The sequence below is a fragment of the Marivita sp. GX14005 genome (assembly GCF_023370775.1).
In the GTDB taxonomy this organism is placed as follows: domain Bacteria; phylum Pseudomonadota; class Alphaproteobacteria; order Rhodobacterales; family Rhodobacteraceae; genus Marivita.
This window is the reverse complement of sequence record NZ_JAMCCQ010000001.1, coordinates 74,455-96,866: the sequence shown is the minus strand read 5'-3', so window position 1 is coordinate 96,866 and position 22,412 is coordinate 74,455. Positions and strand designations below refer to the sequence as shown.

The window sequence follows — 22,412 nt, the reverse complement described above, 5'->3', positions numbered from 1 at the left end:
AACACGGGCCGCGCTGCGCTGAAGTTGTGAAAAGACGGAGTCGCTTTTTGATGAGGGCTCAGACCAGATTTCTAAATGAACACGTCAATTTGCACAGCATAGGTGTTTCCATCAGGTCCACCGGAACTTAGGTTGCTCACCTCGTAAAAGAATGTGCCTGTGCCATCTGCTTCAAAAGTGAATCCGGTGTTCTCGCCAGCCGAAGCGATGATAGAGTCGAAAATTCGGTTGTTTTGGTCGTAAAATGCCATTCGTACCGTTTCATCGGTAATACCCAAATCATTCATGTTGTTCAGTTCAACGGTATATTGCCGACCTGCTTCCAGCTCTATGCGGAACACATCCTCGTCACCGTTGCGCTCTATCTCGCCAGTTGTGACATCACCGAAGGTCAGTGCGGTTGCTGTGCTATTCCGATTGTTCGAGTGGTCATCGGAGCCAGAAAGCTCGTCAATTTGCACAGCATAGGTGTTTCCATCAGGTCCACCGGAACTTAGGTTGCTCACCTCGTAAAAGAATGTGCCTGTGCCATCTGCTTCAAAAGTGAATCCGGTGTTCTCGCCAGCCGAAGCGATGATAGAGTCGAAAATTCGGTTGTTTTGGTCGTAAAATGCCATTCGTACCGTTTCATCGGTAATACCCAAATCATTCATGTTGTTCAGTTCAACGGTATATTGCCGACCTGCTTCCAGCTCTATGCGGAACACATCCTCGTCACCGTTGCGCTCTATCTCGCCAGTTGTGACATCACCGAAGGTCAGTGCGGTTGCTGTGCTATTCCGATTGTTCGAGTGGTCATCGGAAGGCGTCGATGGCTGGTCATCATCCAAAATCGTGTGAAGCGCTTCAAATCCCTTGATGACCGTTCCACTTTGGTCAAGCACAGCACCTTGCGGATTGCTCAACTCAACACGGAATATCTCGTCAGGCTCGTACTCCGTATCACCCACAATCTCGACATCGAAGGTCCGCTGCGTTGTGCCAGGCGAGAACACTAGACTTCCCGAAGCTGCCAAGAAATCCACATCTGACTGCGCGGTGGAGCTGGCCGTTGCGTAGTCCACTGCTACCAAGTCATCAGACGCGCTCGACAGCGTTGCCGTAAAGGTCACAACCGTGTTGCCGTTATCGCCTTCGGTGGTTTGACCATTCGTCGGAGCAAGACTGACCGTTGGCAAAACTGGCAACCCACCACCGCCTGTATCGTCCACGGTAACTTGCCCGCCTTCGACCAGGTTCCCGCCATCGAGGGTCACACCGAGCACATCTTGTGCAAAGTCAGCGTAGTTCAGGTCCGCGCCGGTCGTATCGCCCACTAGAACGTTCTGACCAACTTTGTACGTAAAGGTATTCGCACCACGGATATCAATGACCGCGCCATTGCTCAGCGTCAGAATGGCTTGGTCAGAAACAACCAAGCTGCTGGTGATTGTCAGACCTGCTGGAAGCTCAATGGCGTTGTTGCCACCTTGGTCTACGATGGTGATAGTTTCACCGGCCCCGGTCAGGAAGGGGCTGATGCTGTAGGTCTGGTCGCGGCTGTCACCATTGTAAGTATCCCCGGCAGTTTGGGCCAAGACATAGCTTTCGGTTACGTTCTGAATCGCCATACTGATTTCCTTAAACGAGAAAATTGTTTGTCATCACCACCACCCACAGGCCAAAAAAAAGATAAGCGCAGCAGCCGGAGTCGCATTTTATCAACTTTAACTTGCAACAGTCAGTCAGCGTAAGCAAACTGGAAAAGGTGGGCAGGGCCGTGAAGAAAAGTAACATTAACCTGATGCAAAGTGCGCACGATGCGCCCAGATGCACCGCGAAATCAAAACGCACGGGTAATCCATGTAAAGCCCCAGCCGTTCGCGGTTGGGCAGTTTGTCGGATGCATGGCGCACGGGGCGGCGCAAAGGCCGGTGCTGGGCACCCGAACTGGAAACATGGCGCGCGTAGTGCTGATGCAATCGCTTTACGGAAGTTGGTGAACAAGCTGGGCCGTGAAGCACTCGATTTGGCCGAGGCGATAGACTTGCCCGAAACCAAAGCCATCATCGCCCTTAGGGGGGATATTTAGGGGGATACGGCAGACTGCATTATCCACTTAAACTACTGAAGGCAATGGTTTACGTAAATTTAATGGTGCCCCCACACGGACTCGAACCGCGGACCTACTGATTACAAATCAGTTGCTCTACCAGCTGAGCTATAGGGGCACTCTGGTGTGTGATTACTGAGTGCGGGAGCGGCGTGCAAGGGGCATTCGGGAGATTTTCGGTCGGAGGACGGTTTGCATCGTCCGCGCCGCGCTTGTATTCAGCGGGTGCCGAGCGGGAAAGTCCTCGATATGCAAATCGCCCTACATACCGGCCTGCACGAGACGGGCGCCGACCGGCTGCTGCGGACATTGCTGCGCAATCGCGACGGCGTTCGGCCCATGGGGGTTGCGGTGCCGGGGCCGGGAAAATACCGCAGGCTCATTTCGGAATGGCTCAATGCGCTGGGGGCTGAAATTCCGGCACCCGGAACGCGGGAGGTGTTGCTGGATGCGATGCTCGACGAGGATGGCGGTCATGTTGACCGATTGATCCTGTCGCATGAGAACCTCTTTTCGGTGCCCAAGATCGCGTTTCAGGGCGGCGTCGCCTATCGCCGGGCGCCGCGGCGTCTGCGGGCGCTGGCCGATGTGTTCGCCCCGGACGAGATCGAGATCTTCATCGCGCTGCGCAGCCCGGTGACTCTCCTGCCGGCCCTGCTTGCGACAACGCCGCACCAGACGCTGGAGACGCTTCTGGGCGGGCTCGATCCGGCGGAACTGCGATGGTCGGAATTGATGGCCCGGATCACGCAGGCGGTGCCCGGCGTGCCGATCACCGTCTGGTGCGACGAGGACAGCCCGCTGATCTGGGGGCAGGTGGTGCGCGAGATGCTCGGTGTGGAGCCTTCCTATCCGCTGATCGGCGCCTATTCACGGCTTGCCGATATCATGACGCAGGACGGTATGAGCCGCTTTCGTGCCTATCTCGGCGAACGTCCCGGCATTCCGGAGATACAACTGCGCCGGATCATGGAAGCTTTTCTGGACAAATATGCCGATGAGACCAAGATCGAGGATGAGCTCGATCTGCCGGGCTGGGACGCCGCATTCGTGCAGGAGATGTCGGATCGCTACGAAGAGGACATGTTCGATCTGTCGCGACTGCCGGGGGTGACGCTGATCACCCCCTGAGATCCTGCCCGGCGGCTCAGCTCATGCCGAGCGCTTCCTTATACATATCGAGCACCGCTTCTTCTTCCGCGATATCGTCCGGCTCGCGCTTGCGCAGCGCGATGACCTTGCGCATCACCTTGGTGTCGTAGCCCCGCCCCTTTGCTTCGGCCATGACTTCCTTCTGCTGCTCGGCGATGTCCTTCTTCTCGGCCTCCAGCCGCTCGAACCGTTCGATGAACTGGCGCAGCTCGTCGGCGGTCACGCGGTAATTGGCTTCGATTGCGCTGTCATCCATCGGTGCGGCTCCTTTGACTCTGCGCGCCGTCCTAGCCGCGCGGGCGGGGGCGATCAAGGGCTTGTCACCGCGCGGGCGATCAATTACCGCGCGGCGGGAACGCAGCGGATGGAGAGCGGGACATGGACATTCTGATCTGGTCGGGTGCGGCGCTGTCGCTGCTGGGGCTCGGCGGGCTGATCTATTGCATCATCCGCGTGAACCGCGCCCGCCGCGCCGGGCTGGAGGACGCGGCGCTGCGCGATGCGGTGCGGCAGGTCATGCCGATCAATCTCGGCTCGCTCTTCGCCTCGGTGCTGGGCCTGATGATGGTGATCCTGGGGATCTTCCTCGGCTAGGATCAGGCGACGTTCTTCAGGTCCGCTTTCGGCGTCACGCCAAGCGCGTGGCATACGTCGCGGGTCAATTCGGGGCGGTTGAGCGTGTAAAAATGCAGCGCATCGACGCCGCCGTCGATCAGTTCGGAGCAAAGCTCCGTGCAGATCGCGGTTGCGAGCAGATCCTCGCGCCCGTCACGCTCGGCCTTCTCGAAGGCGTCCGTGACCCAATCGGGGATGCGGGTGCCGCAATTCCTGGCGAAACGCGCCGCGCCCTTCCAGTTCTCGATCGGCAGGATGCCGGGGATGATCGGCTTGTCGATTCCGGCTTTCTCGCAGGCGTCGCGGAAGCGGAAGAAGGTCTCGGCCTCGAAGAAGAACTGCGTCAGCGCCTCGCTCGCGCCGGCGTCGAATTTGCGCTTGAGATAGGCCACATCGGCGCCGCTATCGGCGGCTTCGGGATGGGTATCGGGATAGGCGCCGACGCGGATGTTGAAATCGCCGGCCTCGCGCAGCCCCGCGATCAGATCGACGCTGGACGCGAAGCCGTCCGGGTGAGGCACGAAACCGCTCGACCCCTTGGGCGGATCGCCGCGAAGCGCCACGATATCGGTCACGCCCGCCGCGGCGAAATCGCGGGCGATTTGCAAGGTTTCCTCGCGGGTGGCGTCAACGCAGGTCAGATGCGCCGCGACCGGCAGGCCGGAAGATTTGTGCAGCGTCGCGACCGCCTCGCGGGTCAGATCGCGCGTGGTGCCGCCCGCGCCATAGGTGACGGAGACGAAACGCGGCCCCAGAGGCGCCAGCGCCTGCACCGTGTCCCAAAGCCGGAACGACGCCGCGAGCGTTTGCGGGGGGAAGAATTCGAACGAAATGGCCGGTGCGGGCATGATCGGGATCCTTGAATCTGCGTCCCGTCTTGTCGCACAGGGTGCATTGTGAGACAAACTCATAAATCTAATCACCAACATGAGAGCGGTTGATAATGCATATCGAGTTTCGCCATCTGCGCACGATCAAGGCGATCCATGATTTCGGCGGCGTGGCGCGCGCGGCAGACCAGCTCAACATCACGCAATCGGCGCTCAGCCATCAGATCAAGGCGCTGGAGGATCAGGCCGGGGTGGAGCTTTTCGTGCGCCGCTCCAAGCCGATGAAACTGTCCGCGGCGGGGATGCGGCTTTTGCGGCTGGCCGAGCAGGTGCTACCGCAGATCGAGGCGCTGGCCAGCGAGTTCGAGGGGTTGCGCGGCGGATCGACCGGGCGGATGCATATCGCCATCGAATGCCACGCCTGTTTCGAATGGCTGTTCCCGGTGCTGGAGGCGTTCCGCAAGAGCTGGCCCGAGGTCGATGTGGATATTCGCCCCGGCCTTGCGTTCGACGCGATGCCCGCGCTGCAGAAGGAGGAGGTCGATCTCGTCGTCTCCTCCGATCCCGAGGACATGACCGATGTGACCTTTACGCCGCTGTTCGACTACAACCCGGTCTTCGTCGCCTCCGCCGTGCATCCGCTGGCGCAAAAGCCGTTCATCGAGGCGGAGGATTTCCGGGGCCAGACGCTCATCACCTATCCGGTGGAGCGTTCGCGGCTCGATGTGTTCAGCCAGCTTCTGATCCCCGCCAAGGTGGAGCCCGGATCGGTGCGGCAGGCCGAATTGACGGCGGTGATCCTGCTCCTGGTGGCGTCGAACCGGGGTGTCGCCGTGCTGCCCGATTGGGTGGTGCGCGAGGTGAAATACAACTCCGATTACGTCACCCGTCCACTGACGCAAAACGGCATTACGAGGCGGCTTTATGCGGCGACGCGCAGCGCGGATACGGAAAAACCCTTCGTCGCCGATCTGATCCGCCTTGCGCGGCAGGAGGCCGAGCGGCTACAGGCCGCGTGACAGGAGGTGACGCCATGATCCTATACGGTTTGAAAACTTGCGATACATGCCGCAAGGCGCTGAAATCGCTGCCCAATGCGGAATTCGTCGATGTGTCGGTCACGCCGGTTCCCGAAGCCACGCTCGACCGGGCGCTCGATACGTTCGGCGACAAGCTGGTCAACAGCCGCTCGACCACTTGGCGCGGGCTGGACGAGGCGGAACGCGCGCGACCGCCGAAAGACCTGCTCATCGCTCATCCCAAGCTGATGAAACGCCCGCTGATCGACGATGGCGGCACGCTCTATCTGGGCTGGGACAAGAGCGTTCAGGGCGCGCTGGCCTAGCCCTGAGCCTGCATCCGGTGCAGCGCGGCATAGGCACCGCCCTCGGCGAGCAAGGCGTCATGCGTGCCTTGCTCGACCACGCGACCCCGGTCCATCACGACGATCTTGCCAGCGTCCCGCACGGTGGACAGGCGATGCGCGATCACCAGCGTCGTGCGCCCCTTGGACAGCGTGTCGAGCGCGGCTTGCACCTTGGCCTCCGATCCGGTGTCGAGCGCCGATGTCGCCTCATCCAGCAGCAGGATCGGCCGGTCGCGCAGCAGCGCCCGCGCGATGGCGACGCGCTGACGCTGCCCGCCCGACAGGGCCGACCCGCGCGGTCCGACAGGAGTATCGAGGCCAAGCGAGAGTTGCGGCAGGAAATCGGTGACATGCGCGGCATCGAGCGCGCGTTTCAGATCGGCCTCTGGCACATCCGTCTGCCCCAGCAGCACGTTTTCGAGGAGCGTATCGTCAAAAAGCAGCGCCTCTTGCGAGACCACCGAGAAGAGCCCGCGCAGATCGCCCAGATCCATCTCGGCCACCGGCACGCCGCCGATCCGGACCGCGCCGTCGGTCGGATCAAGAAGCCGGGTCAACAGATTGAAGACGGTCGATTTTCCCGCGCCAGACGCGCCGACAAGCGCGGTTGTCCGGCCAGCCTCGGCGGTGAAGGTGCATCCGTCGAGAATTGTTGTGTCTCCGATGCTTAGAGAGACATCTTCAAGCACGACATCCGGCACGCCCTCCGGTGCCTGCACTGGCTTGGCCGGGCTGCGCAGATCGGGGACGGTTTCGAGGATTTGACGGATGCGCTCGATCCCGGCGGCTGCGACCTGCCAGACACCGGCGACATTGCCGAGCCGCCGCAGCGGCTCGAAGGCAAGGCCGATGGCGGTGAAGAACGCCATGAAATCGCCGACGGTCTTTTCCCCGCCGAGAATCTCGGAGCCGCCATAGAACAGCACGCCCATGAAGCCGAGACCGGCCATTATGTCGATCATGCCCGGAATCGTGGCCTGCCCAAGCGCGCTGCGCGTCTCTACGCGAACCCGCTCTTCGGTCAGGCGGCGGTAGCGGTCCGACTGATACCGCTCCAGCGCGTTGAGCTTGACCGGCACGATGCCGTGAAACGCCTCGTTCAGCCGCACCGAAAGCCCCGCCGCCACGTCCCGCGCGCGCCGCGCCTGACCGCGCACGTAGCGTTGCAGCAGAACCGACGGCGCCAGCAGGATCGGCGCACCGACAAGCGCGATCAGCGTCCAGCGCCAATCGACCGAAACCGCCACGCCCAAGAGCGAGACGAGCGCGATCACGTCGCGCCCCGCGCCGGTGATGATGGTGCGCCAGACCTTGCTGATCGCATCCACATCGCCCTCGACCCGCTGCATCAGGTAACCGGGCGAATGGCTCTGGTGATATTGCGTGTCGAGCACCATCAGATGCGCCAGCAGATCCTGCCGGATGTCGGCGACCGAAAGCTGGGATATGCGCGTCAGCAGCACTTTCTGCACGACACTGGCCGTGGCGCGAAGCACGAATATGCCCAGAAACACGAGCCCGACCCAAACAATCGCATCGCTGTCGCCGCCCACGAACACCCGGTCGAACATGGGCTTCATCATGTAGGACAGCGCGCCGAACATGCCCCCTTCGAGCGCCATGAACCCCATCGCCACCAGCAAGAGTCGCCAATGCCGCGCAAGATAGCCGCGCCAGACCCAGAGCAGCAGCCCGCGCGGATTGACCTCCGCGCCGCTCACGGATCCTCGCTGGGGGGCAAGCGAAGGTCCTCCGGCTTCCGGCGCGCCTCGAAGGCGGCCTGAATGGCCTTGGCGTCGTATTCGGTGCGGATCCACTCCTCGAACCCGATCGGCGCGCGGGCATTGCGCGCGGCATAGACCTTGAGGATGTAATCCTGCACGCCCGTCGCCGTGAAATCGAGATGAATGTATTTCAGCGAAAGCTGCTTGCGCGCCACCTCGACCGGCTGGTTCTCGAACACCATCAGATACATCGCGGCCACGAAACCGGCCCTATCCGCGCCCGATTTGCAATGAAAGACCAGCGGCTTGTCGGCCTGTCTCAGCGTGTCGATGACATGCACGATCCGCTTGCGGCTGGCAGCGTTGCGCGCCCAGAGTTTCGCGTTGAGCAGCGTCAGGCCAAGCGCCTCGCAGGTTTCCTTTTCAAAGAGGTAATGGGCGTATTTGTCCTCTCCGCGAAGGTTGACCACGGTGTGAATACCCATCGCCTTGTATCTGGCGAAACGCGCATGCGTCGGCTGGTTGGAGCGATAGACGCCCGGTGCGATCTGGAAGAAATTGGTCCAGAAGGTGCGCAGGAAGGCGTGATCGAACACATGGTAATGGAACCGCGACCAGCGGCGCTGGGCGGGATCGGTGATGTCTTTTCCAAAGGACCGCCGCAGCCTGCGCTCGGCGGTCTCGATCCTGGTCCAAAACCGTTTGAGCATCCGGTCCCTTTCAACTTCCGCGCGGATGTAGAGATTGCGCGCCGCGCTGGCAAGCCGTGCCGTGTTGACGGCGCGGCGGGGGCGGGTAATGTCCGGCGCGGGCGCGCCATGCGCGCGGCCCGTTTCTCCTACCCGTCGAGGATGTTCCATGCCGCTTGCCAATGGTCGCAGCTATCTTGCCATTCCGGGCCCGTCGGTGGTGCCGGACGCCGTGTTGCGCGCGATGCATCGCGCTGCGCCCAATATCTACGAGGGCGAATTGCCGGACATGATGCCGGGGATCGTGGCCGATCTGAAACGCGTGGCGCGCACCGATCATTTCGCGGCGATTTACATGGGCAACGGCCATGCGGCCTGGGAAGCGGCGCTCGCCAATACGCTGGCGGCGGGGGACCGCGTGCTGCTCTTGGCGACCGGCTTTTTCGCGCATGGCTGGGCGCAAGTGGCAAAGGCGCGGGGGATCGAGGTGGACACGCTCGATTTCGGCAATGGCGGGCCGGTCGACGCCGGCCGCGTGACCGAGGCTTTGCGGCAAGATAAAGCGCATCAGATCAAGGCGGTGCTGGCCGTTCATGTCGACACGTCCAGCTCCAACCGCAACGCTTTTGCGCCGCTGCGCGCCGTGCTGGACGATCTGGAGCATCCCGCGCTGCTGATAGCCGATTGCATCGCCGGCATGGGCTGCGACCGGTTCGAGATGGATGCAAGCGGCGTCGATGTGGCGATCACCGCATCGCAGAAGGGGCTGATGTGCCCGCCGGGGCTGGGCTTTGTGTTTTTCAACGACCGCGCGGCGGCGGCCCGCCGGGCGCAGGCGCGAGTGAGCGCCTATTGGGACTGGACCCCGCGCGCCGAGCCGCAGGCGTTCTGGCAATATTCCGGCGGCACCGCGCCGACGCATCACCTCTACGGTCTGCGTGCGGCGCTAAATATGATCCATGCCGAAGGGATGGAGGCCATCTGGGCGCGTCACGCCGCGCTCGCCCGCGCGATCTGGGCCGCGGTGGAGCATTGGGGGCAGAGCGGGCCGATGCGGCTCAACATCGCTGACCCTTCGCTGCGCAGCCATGCGGTGACGGCGATCCATATCGGAAAGCCCCACGGCACCGCGCTGCGCCGCTGGTGCGAGGAACGTGCCGGGGTAACGTTGGGGATCGGGCTGGGGCTGGGCACCGAGGACGATCCGCAGAGCGAAGGGGTGTTCCGCATCGGCCATATGGGCCATGTCAACGCCCATATGGTGCTCGGGGTTCTGGGCGTGATCGAGGCGGGGCTGGCGGCGCTCGCCATTCCGCACCGGCCCGGCGGCGTTGCGGCAGCGGCGCAGGCCATCGCCGCCGCGTGAGCCTTAGCCGCGCGCGGCGTCCAGTGCGCGGGGCAGGGCGTCTGCCAGAATGTCCAGATCCGCCGGCGTTCCCGCACCGATGCGGATCGCGCGGTTGCCCGGCGCGGCAAAGGGCATACGGACGAAAACGCCCTCATCCGCAAGAGCCTCAAGCACCGCGCGCGCGAAACCGGCATCGCGCCCGCAATCCACGGTGACGAAATTCGTGGCCGAGGGCAGGGGCGTAAGCCCGTTCTCGCGCGCAATCTGCGCGATCCGCTCTCGCGCCTGCGCGGTTCGGGCCACCACATCGGCCAGCCAGCCGGGATCGTTCAGCGCGGCCAGAGCGCCGGCCTGCGAGACGCGCGACATGCCGAAGTGATTGCGCACCTTGTCGAAGCTTTGGATCAGGTCGGGCGCGGCAATGCCATAGCCCACACGGGCTCCGGCAAGCCCATGCGCCTTGGAAAAGGTGCGAAACCGGATCACGCGCGGATCATCCGCATCGATCCGTGGCGCGGTGCCATCGGGGGCGAACTCGATATAGGCCTCGTCCAGCACCAGAAGCGTGCAGTCCGGCAGCGCGTCAAGCGCCGCTTCGATCCGCTCGCCCGGATGCCAGCTTCCCATCGGGTTGTCGGGGTTCGACAGGTAGACGATCTTGGCGCCCACCTCGCGCGCCGTCGCCATCAGCGCCTCGGGTTCCTCGTGATCGTCTTTGAACGGCACCTTGTGCAGCACTCCGCCGAAGCCCGCGACATGGTAATTGAAGGTCGGATAGGCACCATCGGACGTAACGACCGGATCGCCCGGCGCCACGAGCAACCGCACCAGGTTGCCGAGCAGCCCGTCGATGCCTTCTCCGACGATGATGTTCTCCATGCCGACGCCAAGCTGCGCGGACAGCGCCTGCATCAGGTCTTGGCTTTTCGAATCGGGATATTTCCACGCCTCCGCCGCCTCAGCGCGCATCGCCTCAATGGCCTTCGGCGAAGGGCCGAACACGCTTTCATTCGCCCCCAGCCGCGCACGAAAAGGCGCGCCGCGCATCCGCTCCTGCACTTCGGGGCCGACGAAGGGCACGGTGGCGGGAAGACGGGCAATCAGGTCGGGATATCTTGGTCCGGTCATGGGCATGTTAATGCCGCTCCCGCGCGGGCAGGGCAAGAGGGCGGCGCTTGACCCCGCCGGTCCGAGCCGCCACTTATCGCGGCAACCAAGCAGAAAGACCGACATGGCCCGAACCCCGCCCCCCTTCGCCCCGTTCGAATGGATGATCGCCTGGCGCTACCTGCGCGCGCGCCGCGCCGAGGGCGGCGTGAGCGTGATGACATGGATCAGCCTCATCGGCATCACGCTGGCGGTTTTCGCGCTGATCGCGACGCTGGCGGTGCGGTCCGGGTTCCGGGCCGAGTTCGTCGATACGATCCTCGGCTCCAATGCTCATGTGACGGTCTATTATACCGCCGAAACGGACGAGGCCGGCCGCACATCGCGCGCGATCACCGACTATTCGGTGCTCGCGGCACAGGTTGCAGAGGTGCCGGGCGTCACCCGCGCCGCGCCGCTGGTCAAGGGGCAGGTGATGGCCACCGCGAACGGGCGCAATGCGGGGGTCGAGGTGTTCGGCATCGCTGGCGCGGATCTGGCCACCATCCCGCGCATCGCCGACCCCGAAACCGCGCTGGGCGATCTGGCGCGCTTCAGCGAGGGGATCGCCATCGGCTCGGGCGTCGCGCGCGAGATGGGCGTTGGACTGGGCGACAATGTGCGGCTGATCTCGCCCGACGGGGTGCGCACCGCCTTCGGCACGAGCCCGCGCGTCAAGGCTTACGAGGTCGTCTATATCTTCACCGCCGGGCGCTACGACATCGACCGCACGCGCGTCTACATGCCCTTCGCCGAGGCGCAGCTTTACTTCAACCGCGATGGGGCGGCGGACGAGATCGAGGTGATGATCGCCGATCCCGACCGCGTGGAGGACATGACCCTGCCCATTCTGCAGGCAGCGGGAAGCCGCGCCCTCGTCTGGACATGGCAGGACGCCTCCGGCGGGTTCCTGCGCGCGCTGGAGATCGAGGACAACGTGATGTTCATCATCCTGTCGATCCTCGTTCTGATCGCGGCGATGAATATCGTCTCCGGGCTGATCATGCTGGTCAAGAACAAGGGCCGCGATATCGGCATCCTGCGCACGATGGGCCTCACCGAAGGCTCGGTGCTGCGCGTCTTTTTCATATGCGGCGCGTTCACGGGGCTTTTGGGCACGCTCTTCGGTGTGATCCTCGGCTGCCTTTTCGCGCTCTATATTGACCCGATTTTTTCCTTCGTGAACTACGTCGCCGGTGGCGGTGTCTGGGATCCGGCGGTGCGGGGCATTTACCAGCTTCCGGCGCAGTTGCAGCTCGGCGATGTGCTGAGCGCGGTGGCGCTGTCGCTGGGGCTCAGTTTCATCGTGACGATCTTTCCCGCCCGCCGCGCGGCGCGGATGAACCCGGTGGAGGCGCTGCGCTATGAGTGAGGTTGCGCTGAAACTGACCGGCATCGCCAAGACCTACAACAAGGGCACGCAAGCCGCCGTGGAGGTGTTGCGCGGCGTCGATCTGACGCTGGCGCGCGGCGAAGTGGTGGCGCTGGTCGCGCCCTCGGGGGCGGGCAAATCCACGCTCCTGCATATCGCAGGTCTGCTGGACACGCCCGATAGCGGCACGGTCGAGATCGGCGGCGCGGATGCGGCGGGGCAATCGGATCGCAAACGCACGATCCTGCGGCGCGACCGGATCGGCTTTGTCTACCAGTTCCACCATTTGCTGCCCGAATTCAGTGCGCTGGAAAATACTGTCCTGCCGCAGCTTGCGGCCGGCACGCCGCGCGCCCAGGCCGAGGCCCGCGCGATGGAGCTTTTGGAGATCGTCGGCATCGCGCAGCGCGCGCAGCACCGCCCGGCCGCGCTGTCCGGCGGAGAGCAGCAGCGCGTCGCCTTCTGCCGTGCGCTGGCGAACGGGCCGTCCGTCCTACTGGCCGATGAGCCGACCGGCAATCTCGATCCCGCGACCTCCGATACGGTCTTCGCGGCGCTCATGACGCTGGTGCGCGAGACCGGGCTTTCGGCATTGATCGCCACGCACAATATGGCGCTGGCGGACCGGATGGACCGGCAGTTGCATCTCGATCAGGGGATCTTGGCACCCCCTCACGCGATCGTTTGATGCGCCGGGGCAGGGCGGGTTGCTAGGCTGGGCGGGTTCAACCTGAAAGGTCTTGCTCATGTTCCGCCCCATCGCCGCTGCGTTTTGCCTGACTGCCTTGCCGGTATTCGCGGCTCCCGTGGCCTTCGACGGCGCGTGGAAAACGCAGCGTTTCTCGCTATTTTCGGCCAATTCCTACGGGTTCAACGGCGGCTCGCTCTCGGTGGCCTCCGATGGGTCCGTCTCGCTCGCCTATCGCGAATTGCCGCCCGGTTTCGCGAACGCGCGCAGCGCGCGCTGGACGTGGCAAGTCAGCGAAGGCGTGCCTGCAACCGATCTGACGCGAAAGGGCGGCGATGATCGCAATCTCGCGCTCTATTTCGTCTTTCTGCCCGCGTCGCAGGCGGCCGCGCTGCGCGGCTCCAGCGTGCGACAACTTCTGACGAACGATGCGGCGCGCGTGCTCGTCTATGTCTGGGGCGGGGCGCACAAGCGAGGGGCGGTGCTGCCGAGTCCGTATCTGGGCAGTCGCGGCAAAACCGTGGTTCTGCGCGGCTCCGGCACCGGACGGGCAAGCGAAAACGTCGATCTGGCACGCGATTATGCGCGGGCTTTCGGCGGGGGTGATGCGGCGCTGGTCGGGCTTGCGGTTTCCGGCGACAGTGACGACACGAATAGCCGCATTCGCGCCTCGATCAGCGATCTGCGGGTGGAGTGAGCCCGGTCCAACGCGCTTGCGCCCGGCGATCCTCTGCGCGTGCGGTTGTGGCCGGTTGCGCGGGATGCAAAAGGCAGGCACTCTGGCATCAAAAGAAAATGGAGGCAGATATGCGAGCGCAAGGAATACGCCTGGGCATCGCGGGCGCGATGGCGGCCACGCTCACGGCCTGCACGCCGGAGGAGATGCCCGCCCCCAGCGACGGGCGCGCGCTGTTCATGGAAAATTGCGCGATCTGTCACGGCGCGGACGGCAAGGGTGACGGCGCCATGGCGCGCGCCATGCGACAACCTCCGCCCGATCTGACGCTGATCGCATTGCGCCGGGGCGGCACCTTCCCGAAAGCCGAGATCCTCTCGACCATCGACGGCTATGCGCGCTCCGACCTGAGCGGACCGGATATGCCGGAATTCGGCGAATTGCTGAAAGGCGATCTGGTGCCCGTGGACACTGGCGACGGCATCATGACGCCGACGCCGCGCAAGCTGGTGGCGCTCATGGAGTATATTCAGAGCATTCAGGCCCAAAGATAGAGCCGCGCGTCACTTGGCGCGCAGCTCGCTGTGGCTCTTGAGCACCTCGTCGCCATCCTCTTGTTCGATGAGGTAGGCCGGCGCGTCCTCGCTTGCATTGCGGGTGATTTCGGAGCCGTCGATCTTCTTGGTGATCTTCTGGGTGTAGACCTTGGTGATCTTTCCGCTTCCGGTGCCGTTGCCCCAGTCCCATTCGACCGTCTTGCCTTCGGAATAGGCCATTTCAGCGGCTCCTCAGGGCGTCGATCAATTCGTCCTTCGTCATGTCCGAACGACCGTCGATATCGAGTTCCTGCGCCCTGTCGTAAAGCTCGTCCTTGGTCCACTTTTCGTAGGGAGGCTGCTTGCCGCCCTTTTTCGATGGATGCTGGCTGTCATTGGCCTGCGCATTGGCGATGCGCGCGGCGGCTTCCTTGCCGTAACCATCGTCGCGCAGGGCTTCGTAGGTTTCGTCATCCTTGATGGACGATCCGTGGTTCTTTGCCATTCCCGTCTCCTATTCGGCAACCGTGACGCCCGGTTCGACAACGTTTTCGGCCTCGTCGCCCGGCTCATTGCCTTCGGCGGCCAGGAACGTGACGTAAAAGAAATATCCCAGCGCAACCAGAACGACCAATATGCCCATACCCCAAAGGGCCGGGCGATGGCGTTTTTCCTGCTTTTCGATATTCGTCTTCGGTGCGGACATTCGGCACCTCCCTCCGTTTTTGCTCAGACACCCAACGCGGGGACGGGGTGAAAGTTCCGATCCTAGCCCAATCGGCGGCGCATCGCGCGGGTCTGGTCCCGGCTTTCGCGGTAAGCCTGCGCCGAAGTGACGAGCGCGCGGAAGAGCGCGCGCTGGCGGTGCGCGTAGACGAGATATTCGGGGTGCCATTGGACGCCGATGGCGAAAGGATCGCGGATCCGTTCGATGGCCTGCACCATGCCGCCGGTATCGCGCGCCGAGATGCGCAACCCCTCGCCGAGCCTGTCCACCGCCTGCGAATGCAGCGCGTTGACATGCATCGGGGCCAGCCCGCCGATCAGCGACAGATGCGTTTCGGCTTCGATATGCACCTCGCGTTTGGGAAGGATCGTGGTGATCTTGCGATCCGCGCTATAGGTCTCCCAGGCGGTCTGATCGAGGCTGCCGCCAAGCGCGACATTGAGCATCTGCGCACCCCGGCAAATGCCCAGAACGGGGATGTTCCGCTCCAGCGCCGCTTCGGCCAGCCGCCGTTCGAGCGCATCGCGTTCCGGGTCGAGCCGTGCGGAAATTCCGATCCGGCCGCCGTAAAGTTCGGGGCCGATATCGTCACCCCCGCCGATCACCAGCCCATCGACATGCGCCAAGTCGCGCACCCGGCCGACGCGCCAGCGCTCGCCGCGCCCGCCGCCGAGCCATATCCCCAGGTTGATGAACGGAAACACCCGCCAGCCGGTGCGCTGCGAGGTGGTGACGGCGATCAGAGGACGGCTCATCCTTCTACCTTCGCGCCATGCGCGGCCAGCAGGTGATCGACCGTATCGACCCAGATCGCCTTGCGCTCGAAGAGCGTGGCGTCGTGGATTTTCCACGCCGCGCGCAGTTCTGCGATCAGATCGACATTCGCTGCGACGATCTCGACCTGCCGCCAGAGTTGCCAGGGCTGAAGCAGGGACCATCCCGGCTCGTCGATGCGGCTGTCGGGGAGGCGGAAATGGAAGGTGGGGCGGGCCGATGTCTTGCCGGTATCGCCGAACAGCGTGTCAAAGAGCGCCGGCTCGGCCTGTTTGAAGAGGGGCAGCAGATCGAGAGAGTGGTTGCGGCTTTTTATGTGGCGCGCCGCGATCCGCATGATCTCGGCCAATGTGTCAGGTTCCATCCCGGCCAGATCGGAGACGAACGCCTTGGGCCAAGGCGCAACGAACGGCATGACGCGGCGCGTGGCGTTCACCTCTTCGAGGGCGCGCAGCCACGGTTCGAGCAAGCCGAACGCCATGATCGTTCGCAGTGTGTGAGGATGGTCTTCCCCCACCACGGCCGGGTTGAGATGAACGCCGAAGCCATGCAGCACACCCTTTCGCGAGCCGATCGCGCCTTCGGCGCGCAGCCGTTCGCAAATCCGGTCGAACCCGGCCAATTGCTCGCAGCTCAGCGGCGGAGTGACGAGCTCCACCGGGATAAGTCCGCGAAAGAGATCGAGCCCCTCGTTCAAAAGCGGCACATCCTCGCGCTTGCGCAGCGATATGTCCAGTTCGATGAAGATGTCGCCGTATTCAGTGTCGCGCACGATCAAAGCGTGATTGCCGGCGTTTTCGATCGTGCCGCCGAAACAGCCCGCCACGATATCAGCGGTTTCGCGTTCCGTCGGTCCGGCGAATTCGATCTCGACACCGCAATGACGCGGTGCGCCGGTTTCGGTCTCGGCAATCGGCAGGGCGGGGAAGCTCTCGATCATGACGGCCATGTCATGCCTGCGTCGGGGACGGATCCACCTGCGGCTCATCTTCCAGCGCGCCCGTTTGCGAGACGAAGACGCTGACCCAGACCACCACCGGCAGCGAAACGATACCGCCCACCGGACCCCAGAGCCAGAGGCCGAACACGATGGCGAGGAACACCACCAGCGGATTGAGCCTGAGCCTCTGGCCGACAAGCTGCGGCGTGACGAATTGCGCTTCGATCATGTTGAGCGAGAAATAGGCGAGCGGCGGCAGGATGGAATAGGCCCCGTCGAACTGGATCAGCCCGGCAATGAGCAGCGAAACGATCATCAGCACCGGGCCGAGATAGAGAATGAAGTTGAGCAGGAATGCGGCGAGCCCCCAAAGGACGGGGCTGGCCATCCCTATGGCCGTCATCACCGCGAACACCGCAAGACCGAGCACGGCATTGATCGTCGTGACTGTCACGAAGTAGTGCGATACCGCGCGATCCGCCTTGCGCAGCGCGTTCCTGTAATTCTCGAAATAGGCGTAAATCTCACGTTGCGTCAGGCTGAAGAAGAAGAACGTGCCCGCGAAGGTCAGAAGTTGCGCGGCGAAGTTGGGGGCGAGCCAGAGCGCATCGATCAGCGTTGGCACGGCTTCATCGACAGCACCGTCGCCGCCGGTCGACAGCGTTTCCTCAATTTCGCGGCGCACGAATTCGAGCCCGCGAATGGTGCGGCTCATGCGGATCAGCCAAAACCGCACATCGTCCTCGATGCGCGGAAGCTGTCCGATCAGATCCATCACCACCGGGCCGAGGGAAATCAGAAGAACTGTGGTGAAGGCCGCGACCATGAACAGACCGATGCTGGCACTCGCGGCGCGCGGGATGCCGATGCGTTCGAGCATCCGCACCCCCGGCGAAGCCACGATGCCGATGACCAGCCCCAAAACCACCGGTGCAGCGATGCTTTCGGTCAGGCGAAGCGTGTAGACCGCGGCCACAAAGGCAAGAAGCCCAAGGCAGACAAGCTGCACTTGGGCCAGTCTGGTGCGGGACCGCAGCATTACACGGAACTGCCGGGGGGTTGCGAGAATTCCGATCTCGCCTCAGCGATTCCGCTTTCGATGGCTGCCTTGCCACGTTGTTCAACGGCTGCGATCTCGTCGCGCAGCACGGCTTCGGCGTCGCGCATCATGCGGTCGCGGGTCTCGCCCATGAGATCGGCCTCGAACCGCGTCGAGGGCAGGAGCGAGCCGATCACCGCGCCGATCCCTGCGGCAATGGCGCCTGTGAGGAACGGCTGGGAGCTATGTGCTTCCTGCGCGCGCGCGCTGGCGCGGCGGGCATGGGTTTCGAGTTTTTCCTGCGCCTCGATCGCCTTGAGCCGCGCCTTGGTTACACGCGCGCGCGCCTCCGGCGACAGGCGGTCGAGCCCCTTGTCGAGCGACTTGCGCAGGCTGGACGCCGAGGGCGACTGGGCAAAGCGGCCCGATGCCGCCCTTTCACGGCGTTGCATCAAGGCGTCGGCGCGCGCCACACGTTCATCGAAATTGCCGCCGGTCGTTTCGGACGGTTTTGGCGCACCCGGCCGCACCGGGCCGGCGCTGCGTTGCGGGGTGCGGGCGGAGTTGAGCGCCACAAGCGCCGCGCCGATACCTATGAGGGCGAAACCCGCGGGGTTCCTTTTTGCTCCGCGAACCACCGAATGGGTGATCATCTGCCCCATGTCGGCTGCCTCACCGACGGCCTTGCGGGCGTAAGGGTCGGGGTTGAGCGACGAAGCCAGCCCGCTCAGCCGGTCGGCCAGCTGCGCGCGATGGGTCTCTGCCGCGCGTTCGAGTTTGTCTGTGTCAGACACGGGAGATCTCCTTGACTGCATGAATGTCGGATTTGACCTGCGCGATCGTGCGGTCGGGCCGCAACGCATCGGGCGAGAGGCGTGATTTGCCGATCAGCGCGAGGATCGCGGCCAGAACGATGAACGCCACCGCCACGATGAGCGCAGCCCATCCCAGCGGCACGCCAAGCGCAACGACGCCGAACGTGGCCGATACCGCAAGCGCGCAAAGCGCGACGAAAACCATCAGGAGTGCCACGCCGATCAGCGCCAAGCCGCCGCCTGCGCGCGCGAGGTTGTCGGACATCTCGGCCTTGGCAAGGGCCAGCTCGGTGCGCAAGAGGGCGCGCAGATCGGCAAGAACGCCGCGAATGAGCCCCGCGATACCGGCGGGATCGGGGGTTTGTTCGGGGATCGGACGCTCCGCCATCAGAAGCGCCCCGCATCGCCGCCAAGATGGCCGGACCACGGATCCTCGGCGGCATAGTCGTTGCGCGGCGCCGCGTTGCCGGATTTCATGAACCGCGCGGCGGCGAAGCCGAGCAGGGCCGCGCCGCCCAGAAAGAGCATGGGATTGCGGCGAGCGAAGATGGCGACATCGTCGAACATCTCTTCCGCCGGCTTGTCGCGCAGGGAGGCCGCGACGTTCTCGATCTGCTGGCCGATCTGGCCGAGCGCCGCTGCCTGGAGCGAACCGCGGTCGAATTCCGATTCGGCCGCTCGTGCAGCTTCGGCGGCGGTTTCCGCCTGATCGATTGCGCCCTCGCGCGGGTCTTCGGCTTCTTGCCTGGCGGCCTCGGTCGCGGCGTCTTTTGCATCCTGCGCCAGTTCGGAGGCTTTGCGTTTGACCTCGTCGGCGGTGCTGTCGGTATGTGTCATGTCGGGCTCCAAAGTCTTGTCGCGGAGCGGGGTTTGCAAACGGGGTTCGCAAATTTGCAAACCGCTGGCATCCACCCCTCTCATCGTCATCTGAACGCGTTAGCGCCCGACAAGTTCCTCCCCGAATGTCGGATGGATCCCCGGAGTGGCGCGCAGTTTTCGGCGCGCATCCGGCGCGCCCACCAGCGCGGCGAAAAGGCTGATCATGTCGGGCGCCGAGTCGTGAACGAGCGCCGCGCCGCACAGTCTGTCGTCGTCGAAATGCGTCGCATAGCCGTGACAAATCTCGCCCTCGGGTTTCAGCACACCACTTCCCAAACCGTCATTGCGCGTAAGATCGAGATCGTCGGGCAGCGTGCCGACTTGCGCGACCGGGGGGCAGACGAAGACGGCCGATGGCACCTTGTTCAGATCGATCTGATCCGCGCCGCTTCCGAAGTGCTGATCGGCAAAGGTCTTGCCGTCGCGCGTGGCCACCGGGGTCAGCGGAAGACGATCGGCGCAATCGCCGATGGCATGGACGTTTTCGACGGATGTGGCGAAGCGCGCATCGATCGCGAGCGCGCCGCTATCGGCGATGTCGAACCGGTCGCAAATGGGACCGAGCCTGTCGACGTTTGGCTGCCGCCCGGTCGAGAGGAGCACGCGTTCGGTCGTCAGGGTGGTGCCGTCCGACAATTCTGTCGTCAGACCCTCGTCCGATCGGCGGATCCTGTCCGGCGTGATGTTGAATTTGAACGCGACACCCTGTTTTTCGAGATGGTGCTGCGCCATGCGGCCGATATCGGGGATGAACTGGTCGATCAACTGGCCCTGATCGTTGACCAGCGTGACCTCGACGCCAAAAGCGTTCAGGATCGTTGCAAACTCGCATCCGATATAGCCGCCGCCGACGATCAGGAGGTTGCGCGGAAGGCGCGTCCATTCGAACACGTCATCGCTCACGTCGGCCAGGTCCGCGCCCTCGATATCCAGCCGCTTGGGCCGTGCCCCGGTGGCAAGCGCCAGCTTGCCCGCCTGCAGTGTCTTACCATTGACGCGTATGTCATCCGCGCTGCGAATTTCGGCCTCTCCACGAATGAGCGACACGCCGGCATCGGAAAGACGCTTTTCGTAAGTCTCGGTCAGATCGGCGGATTCCGCCTTGATGCGCCGGTGAAGCTGCACATAGTTCAGCGCCGGCTCGTTGGTGATGTCCATGCGGTATAGATTGGCGTGTTCCACGCGTTGGCGCGCGGGCATCCACATGAGCTTCTTGGGCACGCAGCCGCGATTGATGCAGGTGCCGCCGATCTTGTCCCGTTCGACCAGTGCGGTTCTGGCGCCGAGCTCTGCCGCCCGAATGGCTGTCGAAAGTCCGCCGGAGCCGCCGCCCACGACGATCAGGTCGAATGTGGTTGAAGTGTCTGAGTTTTCCATTTCAGGCAAACGCGAAACGCGCGAAATGGTTGCGCGTCAAATCAGCGGGCGTCGCCGCGGTTTGTAGCCGGAGGATCGGGCGAGCGCGGCAAGCTCCTTCGGGCGATGGACGGTGAGCGCGTCGTCGGCCCATGTCGCCACTCCGGCATCGCGCAATTTGGCAAGTGTCTTGTTCGTGTGCACCAGCGATAGACCCATCGCATCGGCGACGTCCTGCTGGCGATAGGGAAGCGGCACGCGGTCATGCTCGTTCATACCAAGCGCGCTCAACCGTGAGTAAAACCGGAAAAGCGACCAGGCGACCTTGGCAGTGCCATCCATCTGCCCCACTGCGGCAAGCGCCTCTCCAAGCGCATGTTCCTCGGAGGACGCAAGATGCGTCAGATCGAAGGCGCGTCGCGGGTTCGATTTGAACAGATCCCACAATTCGGAGCGATTGAAGACGCAAAGCACCATGCGCGTCGTCGCTTCGACGCTGTGCTGCATCTCGCCCATGACGCCGCTTTGCAACCCGACGAAATCGCCCGGCAGGATGAAACCGACCACCTGCCGCCGGCCGTCTTCAAGCGTTTTGTAACGCAACCCCATTCCTTCGAGCGCGGTATAGAGCTGCGTCGAGGATGCGCCTTCTGCGAGGATCTCGGTCCCGGGCTGTGCGGTGAATTCGCCGGTCTTGAAACGATTGGTGAAGGCCAGTTCATCGGCCGACATCTCTTCGAAGAGATCGAACTTGCGTAGAGGGCAGTTTCGGCAGTCGGTCGTCATCACCGGTCCTATGTCACAGTTTAATGCGCTGGCGGTTGTGCCGTGGCACATTTCGCCGATGGGACATCAATTTGCAGGAACAACGATGACGGCAGAGGCGCTCGACGCGGACTACACGATTCTGATCGTAACCGACAGCGTGCTTGAAGCCGATGACCTGAACGAGATGCTGCAAGGATACGGCCCGGCGCTTCATGTCCGCAATTTCGATCTCGCGCTCGATGCGTTGAAGCGGCGCGGCGCGTCGCTGCGGCTGGTGGTGTTCGGTGTTTCGGTGAAGGGGCGGCAGGCGGAGGCGCTTCTGGCGGCGGTCGATCCCGCGCGGACCGCGCTGCTGCTGATCGACGGATCTCCCGATCTGACGAGATCGGATGGGGCGGGGTTCGTGACCCGCCCCTATTCATCGGATGATATCTTCGCTGCGTTGGCACCGCTCCGGATCGAGACCTAGTCCCGCCCGCGCAGGGCCATGCCGACGAGAATTCCGACCCCAACCGCTCCAAGAATGGCGGCTGTCGGATTGCGCCGCACCATCGTGTCGAATTCATGTTGCAGGGCCGAGGCGTGCTCCGCACCGCGATCGACGGCGTGGGAGGTGCGCTCTGCCACCGAATGAGCCGCATCGCGGACATGCTCCTCGGCCGTCGCCGCTGCTTCGCGAACGGTCTGTTGAGCAGAGGCCGCGGCATCGCGCGCCTTGTCGGTCATTTTGTCGGATTTGCCCGCTTTCGCTGTCTCGATCTCATGCGATGTCGGTTTGGTGTTGGCCATGGATGGAAGCTCCTTTCGTTTCACCGCAAAACGCCCGAGCGGGGCAATGGTTCCGTGGCAAATTGTGTCGGAACATTCCCTGTCAGGTTCC

The 22,412-nt window shown here is 63.5% G+C and carries 28 protein-coding genes and 1 tRNA gene; 10 read left to right on the top strand and 19 right to left on the bottom strand.

Annotation, left to right across the window (positions count from 1 at the left end):
* Nucleotides 1-71 precede the first annotated feature (71 nt).
* Nucleotides 72-1,610 (bottom strand): Calx-beta domain-containing protein, encoded by a 1,539-nt coding sequence (locus M3465_RS00515; protein WP_249499749.1) that lies wholly within the window; start codon nt 1,608-1,610, stop codon nt 72-74.
* 524 nt (nt 1,611-2,134) lie between these two features.
* Nucleotides 2,135-2,210 (bottom strand) — tRNA-Thr (locus M3465_RS00510).
* Between the two features lie 131 nt (nt 2,211-2,341).
* Here M3465_RS00510 and M3465_RS00505 point away from each other — a divergent pair.
* Complete coding sequence (locus M3465_RS00505) at nt 2,342-3,223, top strand: hypothetical protein (RefSeq protein ID WP_249499748.1); 882 nt, start codon at nt 2,342-2,344, stop codon at nt 3,221-3,223.
* Between the two features lie 16 nt (nt 3,224-3,239).
* Here M3465_RS00505 and M3465_RS00500 read toward each other — a convergent pair whose 3' ends face one another.
* Nucleotides 3,240-3,500, bottom strand: coding sequence for a DUF2312 domain-containing protein (locus M3465_RS00500; RefSeq protein ID WP_249499747.1), 261 nt, complete (start codon nt 3,498-3,500; stop codon nt 3,240-3,242).
* A gap of 122 nt (nt 3,501-3,622) precedes the next feature.
* Between M3465_RS00500 and M3465_RS00495 the strand changes: the two genes are divergently transcribed.
* Complete coding sequence (locus M3465_RS00495; protein WP_249499746.1) at nt 3,623-3,838, top strand: hypothetical protein; 216 nt, start codon at nt 3,623-3,625, stop codon at nt 3,836-3,838.
* A 2-nt stretch (nt 3,839-3,840) separates the two neighbouring features.
* On the opposite strand, the gene metF is transcribed toward M3465_RS00495, so the two are convergent.
* Nucleotides 3,841-4,707, bottom strand: coding sequence for a methylenetetrahydrofolate reductase [NAD(P)H] (gene metF / locus M3465_RS00490; protein ID WP_249499745.1), 867 nt, complete (start codon nt 4,705-4,707; stop codon nt 3,841-3,843).
* A gap of 95 nt (nt 4,708-4,802) precedes the next feature.
* On the opposite strand from metF, the gene M3465_RS00485 reads away from it, so the two are divergent.
* Both M3465_RS00485 and M3465_RS00480 read left to right on the top strand, forming a co-directional pair.
* A complete protein-coding gene (locus M3465_RS00485) occupies nt 4,803-5,708 on the top strand; it encodes a LysR family transcriptional regulator (protein ID WP_249499744.1) in 906 nt (301 codons plus the stop codon).
* A 14-nt stretch (nt 5,709-5,722) separates the two neighbouring features.
* Nucleotides 5,723-6,034 (top strand): arsenate reductase family protein, encoded by a 312-nt coding sequence (locus M3465_RS00480; protein ID WP_249499743.1) that lies wholly within the window; start codon nt 5,723-5,725, stop codon nt 6,032-6,034.
* Here the strand turns inward: M3465_RS00480 and M3465_RS00475 are convergent.
* On the bottom strand, nt 6,031-7,776 hold the full coding sequence (locus M3465_RS00475; RefSeq protein WP_249499742.1) for an ABC transporter ATP-binding protein: 1,746 nt from the start codon (nt 7,774-7,776) through the stop codon (nt 6,031-6,033). The genes M3465_RS00480 and M3465_RS00475 overlap by 4 nt on opposite strands.
* On the bottom strand, nt 7,773-8,489 hold the full coding sequence (locus M3465_RS00470; RefSeq protein WP_249500828.1) for a phosphatase domain-containing protein: 717 nt from the start codon (nt 8,487-8,489) through the stop codon (nt 7,773-7,775). Before M3465_RS00470 ends, M3465_RS00475 begins: the two co-directional genes overlap by 4 nt.
* A 148-nt stretch (nt 8,490-8,637) precedes the next feature.
* Here M3465_RS00470 and M3465_RS00465 point away from each other — a divergent pair, with 148 nt between their 5' ends.
* On the top strand, nt 8,638-9,834 hold the full coding sequence (locus M3465_RS00465) for a pyridoxal-phosphate-dependent aminotransferase family protein (RefSeq protein WP_249499741.1): 1,197 nt from the start codon (nt 8,638-8,640) through the stop codon (nt 9,832-9,834).
* A 3-nt stretch (nt 9,835-9,837) separates the two neighbouring features.
* Here the strand turns inward: M3465_RS00465 and M3465_RS00460 are convergent, their stop codons facing one another.
* A complete protein-coding gene (locus tag M3465_RS00460) occupies nt 9,838-10,944 on the bottom strand; it encodes a pyridoxal phosphate-dependent aminotransferase (RefSeq protein ID WP_249500827.1) in 1,107 nt (368 codons plus the stop codon).
* Nucleotides 10,945-11,047: 103 nt separating this feature from the next.
* Here M3465_RS00460 and M3465_RS00455 point away from each other — a divergent pair, with 103 nt between their 5' ends.
* The 4 genes from M3465_RS00455 (at nt 11,048) to M3465_RS00440 (ending at nt 14,252) form a co-directional block, all read left to right on the top strand.
* Nucleotides 11,048-12,334 carry a lipoprotein-releasing ABC transporter permease subunit gene (locus M3465_RS00455; RefSeq protein WP_249499740.1) on the top strand — a complete coding sequence of 429 codons (1,287 nt, stop codon included), beginning with the start codon at nt 11,048-11,050 and terminating at the stop codon, nt 12,332-12,334.
* The gene (locus M3465_RS00450) at nt 12,327-13,022 is read left to right on the top strand and encodes an ABC transporter ATP-binding protein (protein ID WP_249499739.1); all 696 of its coding nucleotides are present in this window, start codon (nt 12,327-12,329) and stop codon (nt 13,020-13,022) included. The genes M3465_RS00455 and M3465_RS00450 overlap by 8 nt, the downstream gene beginning before the upstream one ends.
* A 58-nt stretch (nt 13,023-13,080) precedes the next feature.
* The gene (locus tag M3465_RS00445) at nt 13,081-13,719 is read left to right on the top strand and encodes a DUF3047 domain-containing protein (RefSeq protein ID WP_249499738.1); all 639 of its coding nucleotides are present in this window, start codon (nt 13,081-13,083) and stop codon (nt 13,717-13,719) included.
* Between the two features lie 110 nt (nt 13,720-13,829).
* The gene (locus tag M3465_RS00440; RefSeq protein WP_249499737.1) at nt 13,830-14,252 is read left to right on the top strand and encodes a c-type cytochrome; all 423 of its coding nucleotides are present in this window, start codon (nt 13,830-13,832) and stop codon (nt 14,250-14,252) included.
* A gap of 9 nt (nt 14,253-14,261) precedes the next feature.
* Here the strand turns inward: M3465_RS00440 and M3465_RS00435 are convergent, their stop codons facing one another.
* The 11 genes from M3465_RS00435 to M3465_RS00385 form a co-directional block, all read right to left on the bottom strand.
* Nucleotides 14,262-14,474 carry a hypervirulence associated TUDOR domain-containing protein gene (locus tag M3465_RS00435; protein WP_249499736.1) on the bottom strand — a complete coding sequence of 71 codons (213 nt, stop codon included), beginning with the start codon at nt 14,472-14,474 and terminating at the stop codon, nt 14,262-14,264.
* Between the two features lies 1 nt (nt 14,475).
* Nucleotides 14,476-14,739: a DUF7218 family protein gene (locus M3465_RS00430; protein ID WP_249499735.1), complete on the bottom strand. Its 264-nt coding sequence runs from the start codon at nt 14,737-14,739 to the stop codon at nt 14,476-14,478.
* A gap of 9 nt (nt 14,740-14,748) precedes the next feature.
* Nucleotides 14,749-14,940, bottom strand: coding sequence for a hypothetical protein (locus M3465_RS00425; RefSeq protein WP_249499734.1), 192 nt, complete (start codon nt 14,938-14,940; stop codon nt 14,749-14,751).
* Between the two features lie 62 nt (nt 14,941-15,002).
* Complete coding sequence (locus M3465_RS00420) at nt 15,003-15,716, bottom strand: gamma-glutamyl-gamma-aminobutyrate hydrolase family protein (RefSeq protein WP_249499733.1); 714 nt, start codon at nt 15,714-15,716, stop codon at nt 15,003-15,005.
* The gene (locus tag M3465_RS00415; RefSeq protein ID WP_249499732.1) at nt 15,713-16,684 is read right to left on the bottom strand and encodes an amidoligase family protein; all 972 of its coding nucleotides are present in this window, start codon (nt 16,682-16,684) and stop codon (nt 15,713-15,715) included. Before M3465_RS00415 ends, M3465_RS00420 begins: the two co-directional genes overlap by 4 nt.
* A gap of 1 nt (nt 16,685) precedes the next feature.
* Nucleotides 16,686-17,714 (bottom strand): AI-2E family transporter, encoded by a 1,029-nt coding sequence (locus tag M3465_RS00410; RefSeq protein WP_249499731.1) that lies wholly within the window; start codon nt 17,712-17,714, stop codon nt 16,686-16,688.
* Nucleotides 17,714-18,508 (bottom strand): hypothetical protein, encoded by a 795-nt coding sequence (locus M3465_RS00405; RefSeq protein ID WP_249499730.1) that lies wholly within the window; start codon nt 18,506-18,508, stop codon nt 17,714-17,716. Before M3465_RS00405 ends, M3465_RS00410 begins: the two co-directional genes overlap by 1 nt.
* Nucleotides 18,501-18,917, bottom strand: coding sequence for a phage holin family protein (locus M3465_RS00400; RefSeq protein ID WP_249499729.1), 417 nt, complete (start codon nt 18,915-18,917; stop codon nt 18,501-18,503). Before M3465_RS00400 ends, M3465_RS00405 begins: the two co-directional genes overlap by 8 nt.
* Entirely contained in the window at nt 18,917-19,366 is a 450-nt protein-coding gene (locus M3465_RS00395; protein ID WP_249499728.1) for a hypothetical protein, read from the bottom strand. Before M3465_RS00395 ends, M3465_RS00400 begins: the two co-directional genes overlap by 1 nt.
* A 99-nt stretch (nt 19,367-19,465) precedes the next feature.
* Nucleotides 19,466-20,785 (bottom strand): dihydrolipoyl dehydrogenase family protein, encoded by a 1,320-nt coding sequence (locus M3465_RS00390; protein WP_249499727.1) that lies wholly within the window; start codon nt 20,783-20,785, stop codon nt 19,466-19,468.
* A 36-nt stretch (nt 20,786-20,821) separates the two neighbouring features.
* A complete protein-coding gene (locus M3465_RS00385; RefSeq protein ID WP_249499726.1) occupies nt 20,822-21,550 on the bottom strand; it encodes a Crp/Fnr family transcriptional regulator in 729 nt (242 codons plus the stop codon).
* 85 nt (nt 21,551-21,635) lie between these two features.
* On the opposite strand from M3465_RS00385, the gene M3465_RS00380 reads away from it, so the two are divergent.
* Nucleotides 21,636-22,001: a hypothetical protein gene (locus M3465_RS00380; RefSeq protein ID WP_249499725.1), complete on the top strand. Its 366-nt coding sequence runs from the start codon at nt 21,636-21,638 to the stop codon at nt 21,999-22,001.
* Here M3465_RS00380 and M3465_RS00375 read toward each other — a convergent pair.
* On the bottom strand, nt 21,998-22,321 hold the full coding sequence (locus M3465_RS00375; RefSeq protein WP_249499724.1) for a hypothetical protein: 324 nt from the start codon (nt 22,319-22,321) through the stop codon (nt 21,998-22,000). The two genes, M3465_RS00380 and M3465_RS00375, sit on opposite strands and share 4 nt — an antisense overlap.
* Between the last annotated feature and the right edge of the window lie 91 nt (nt 22,322-22,412).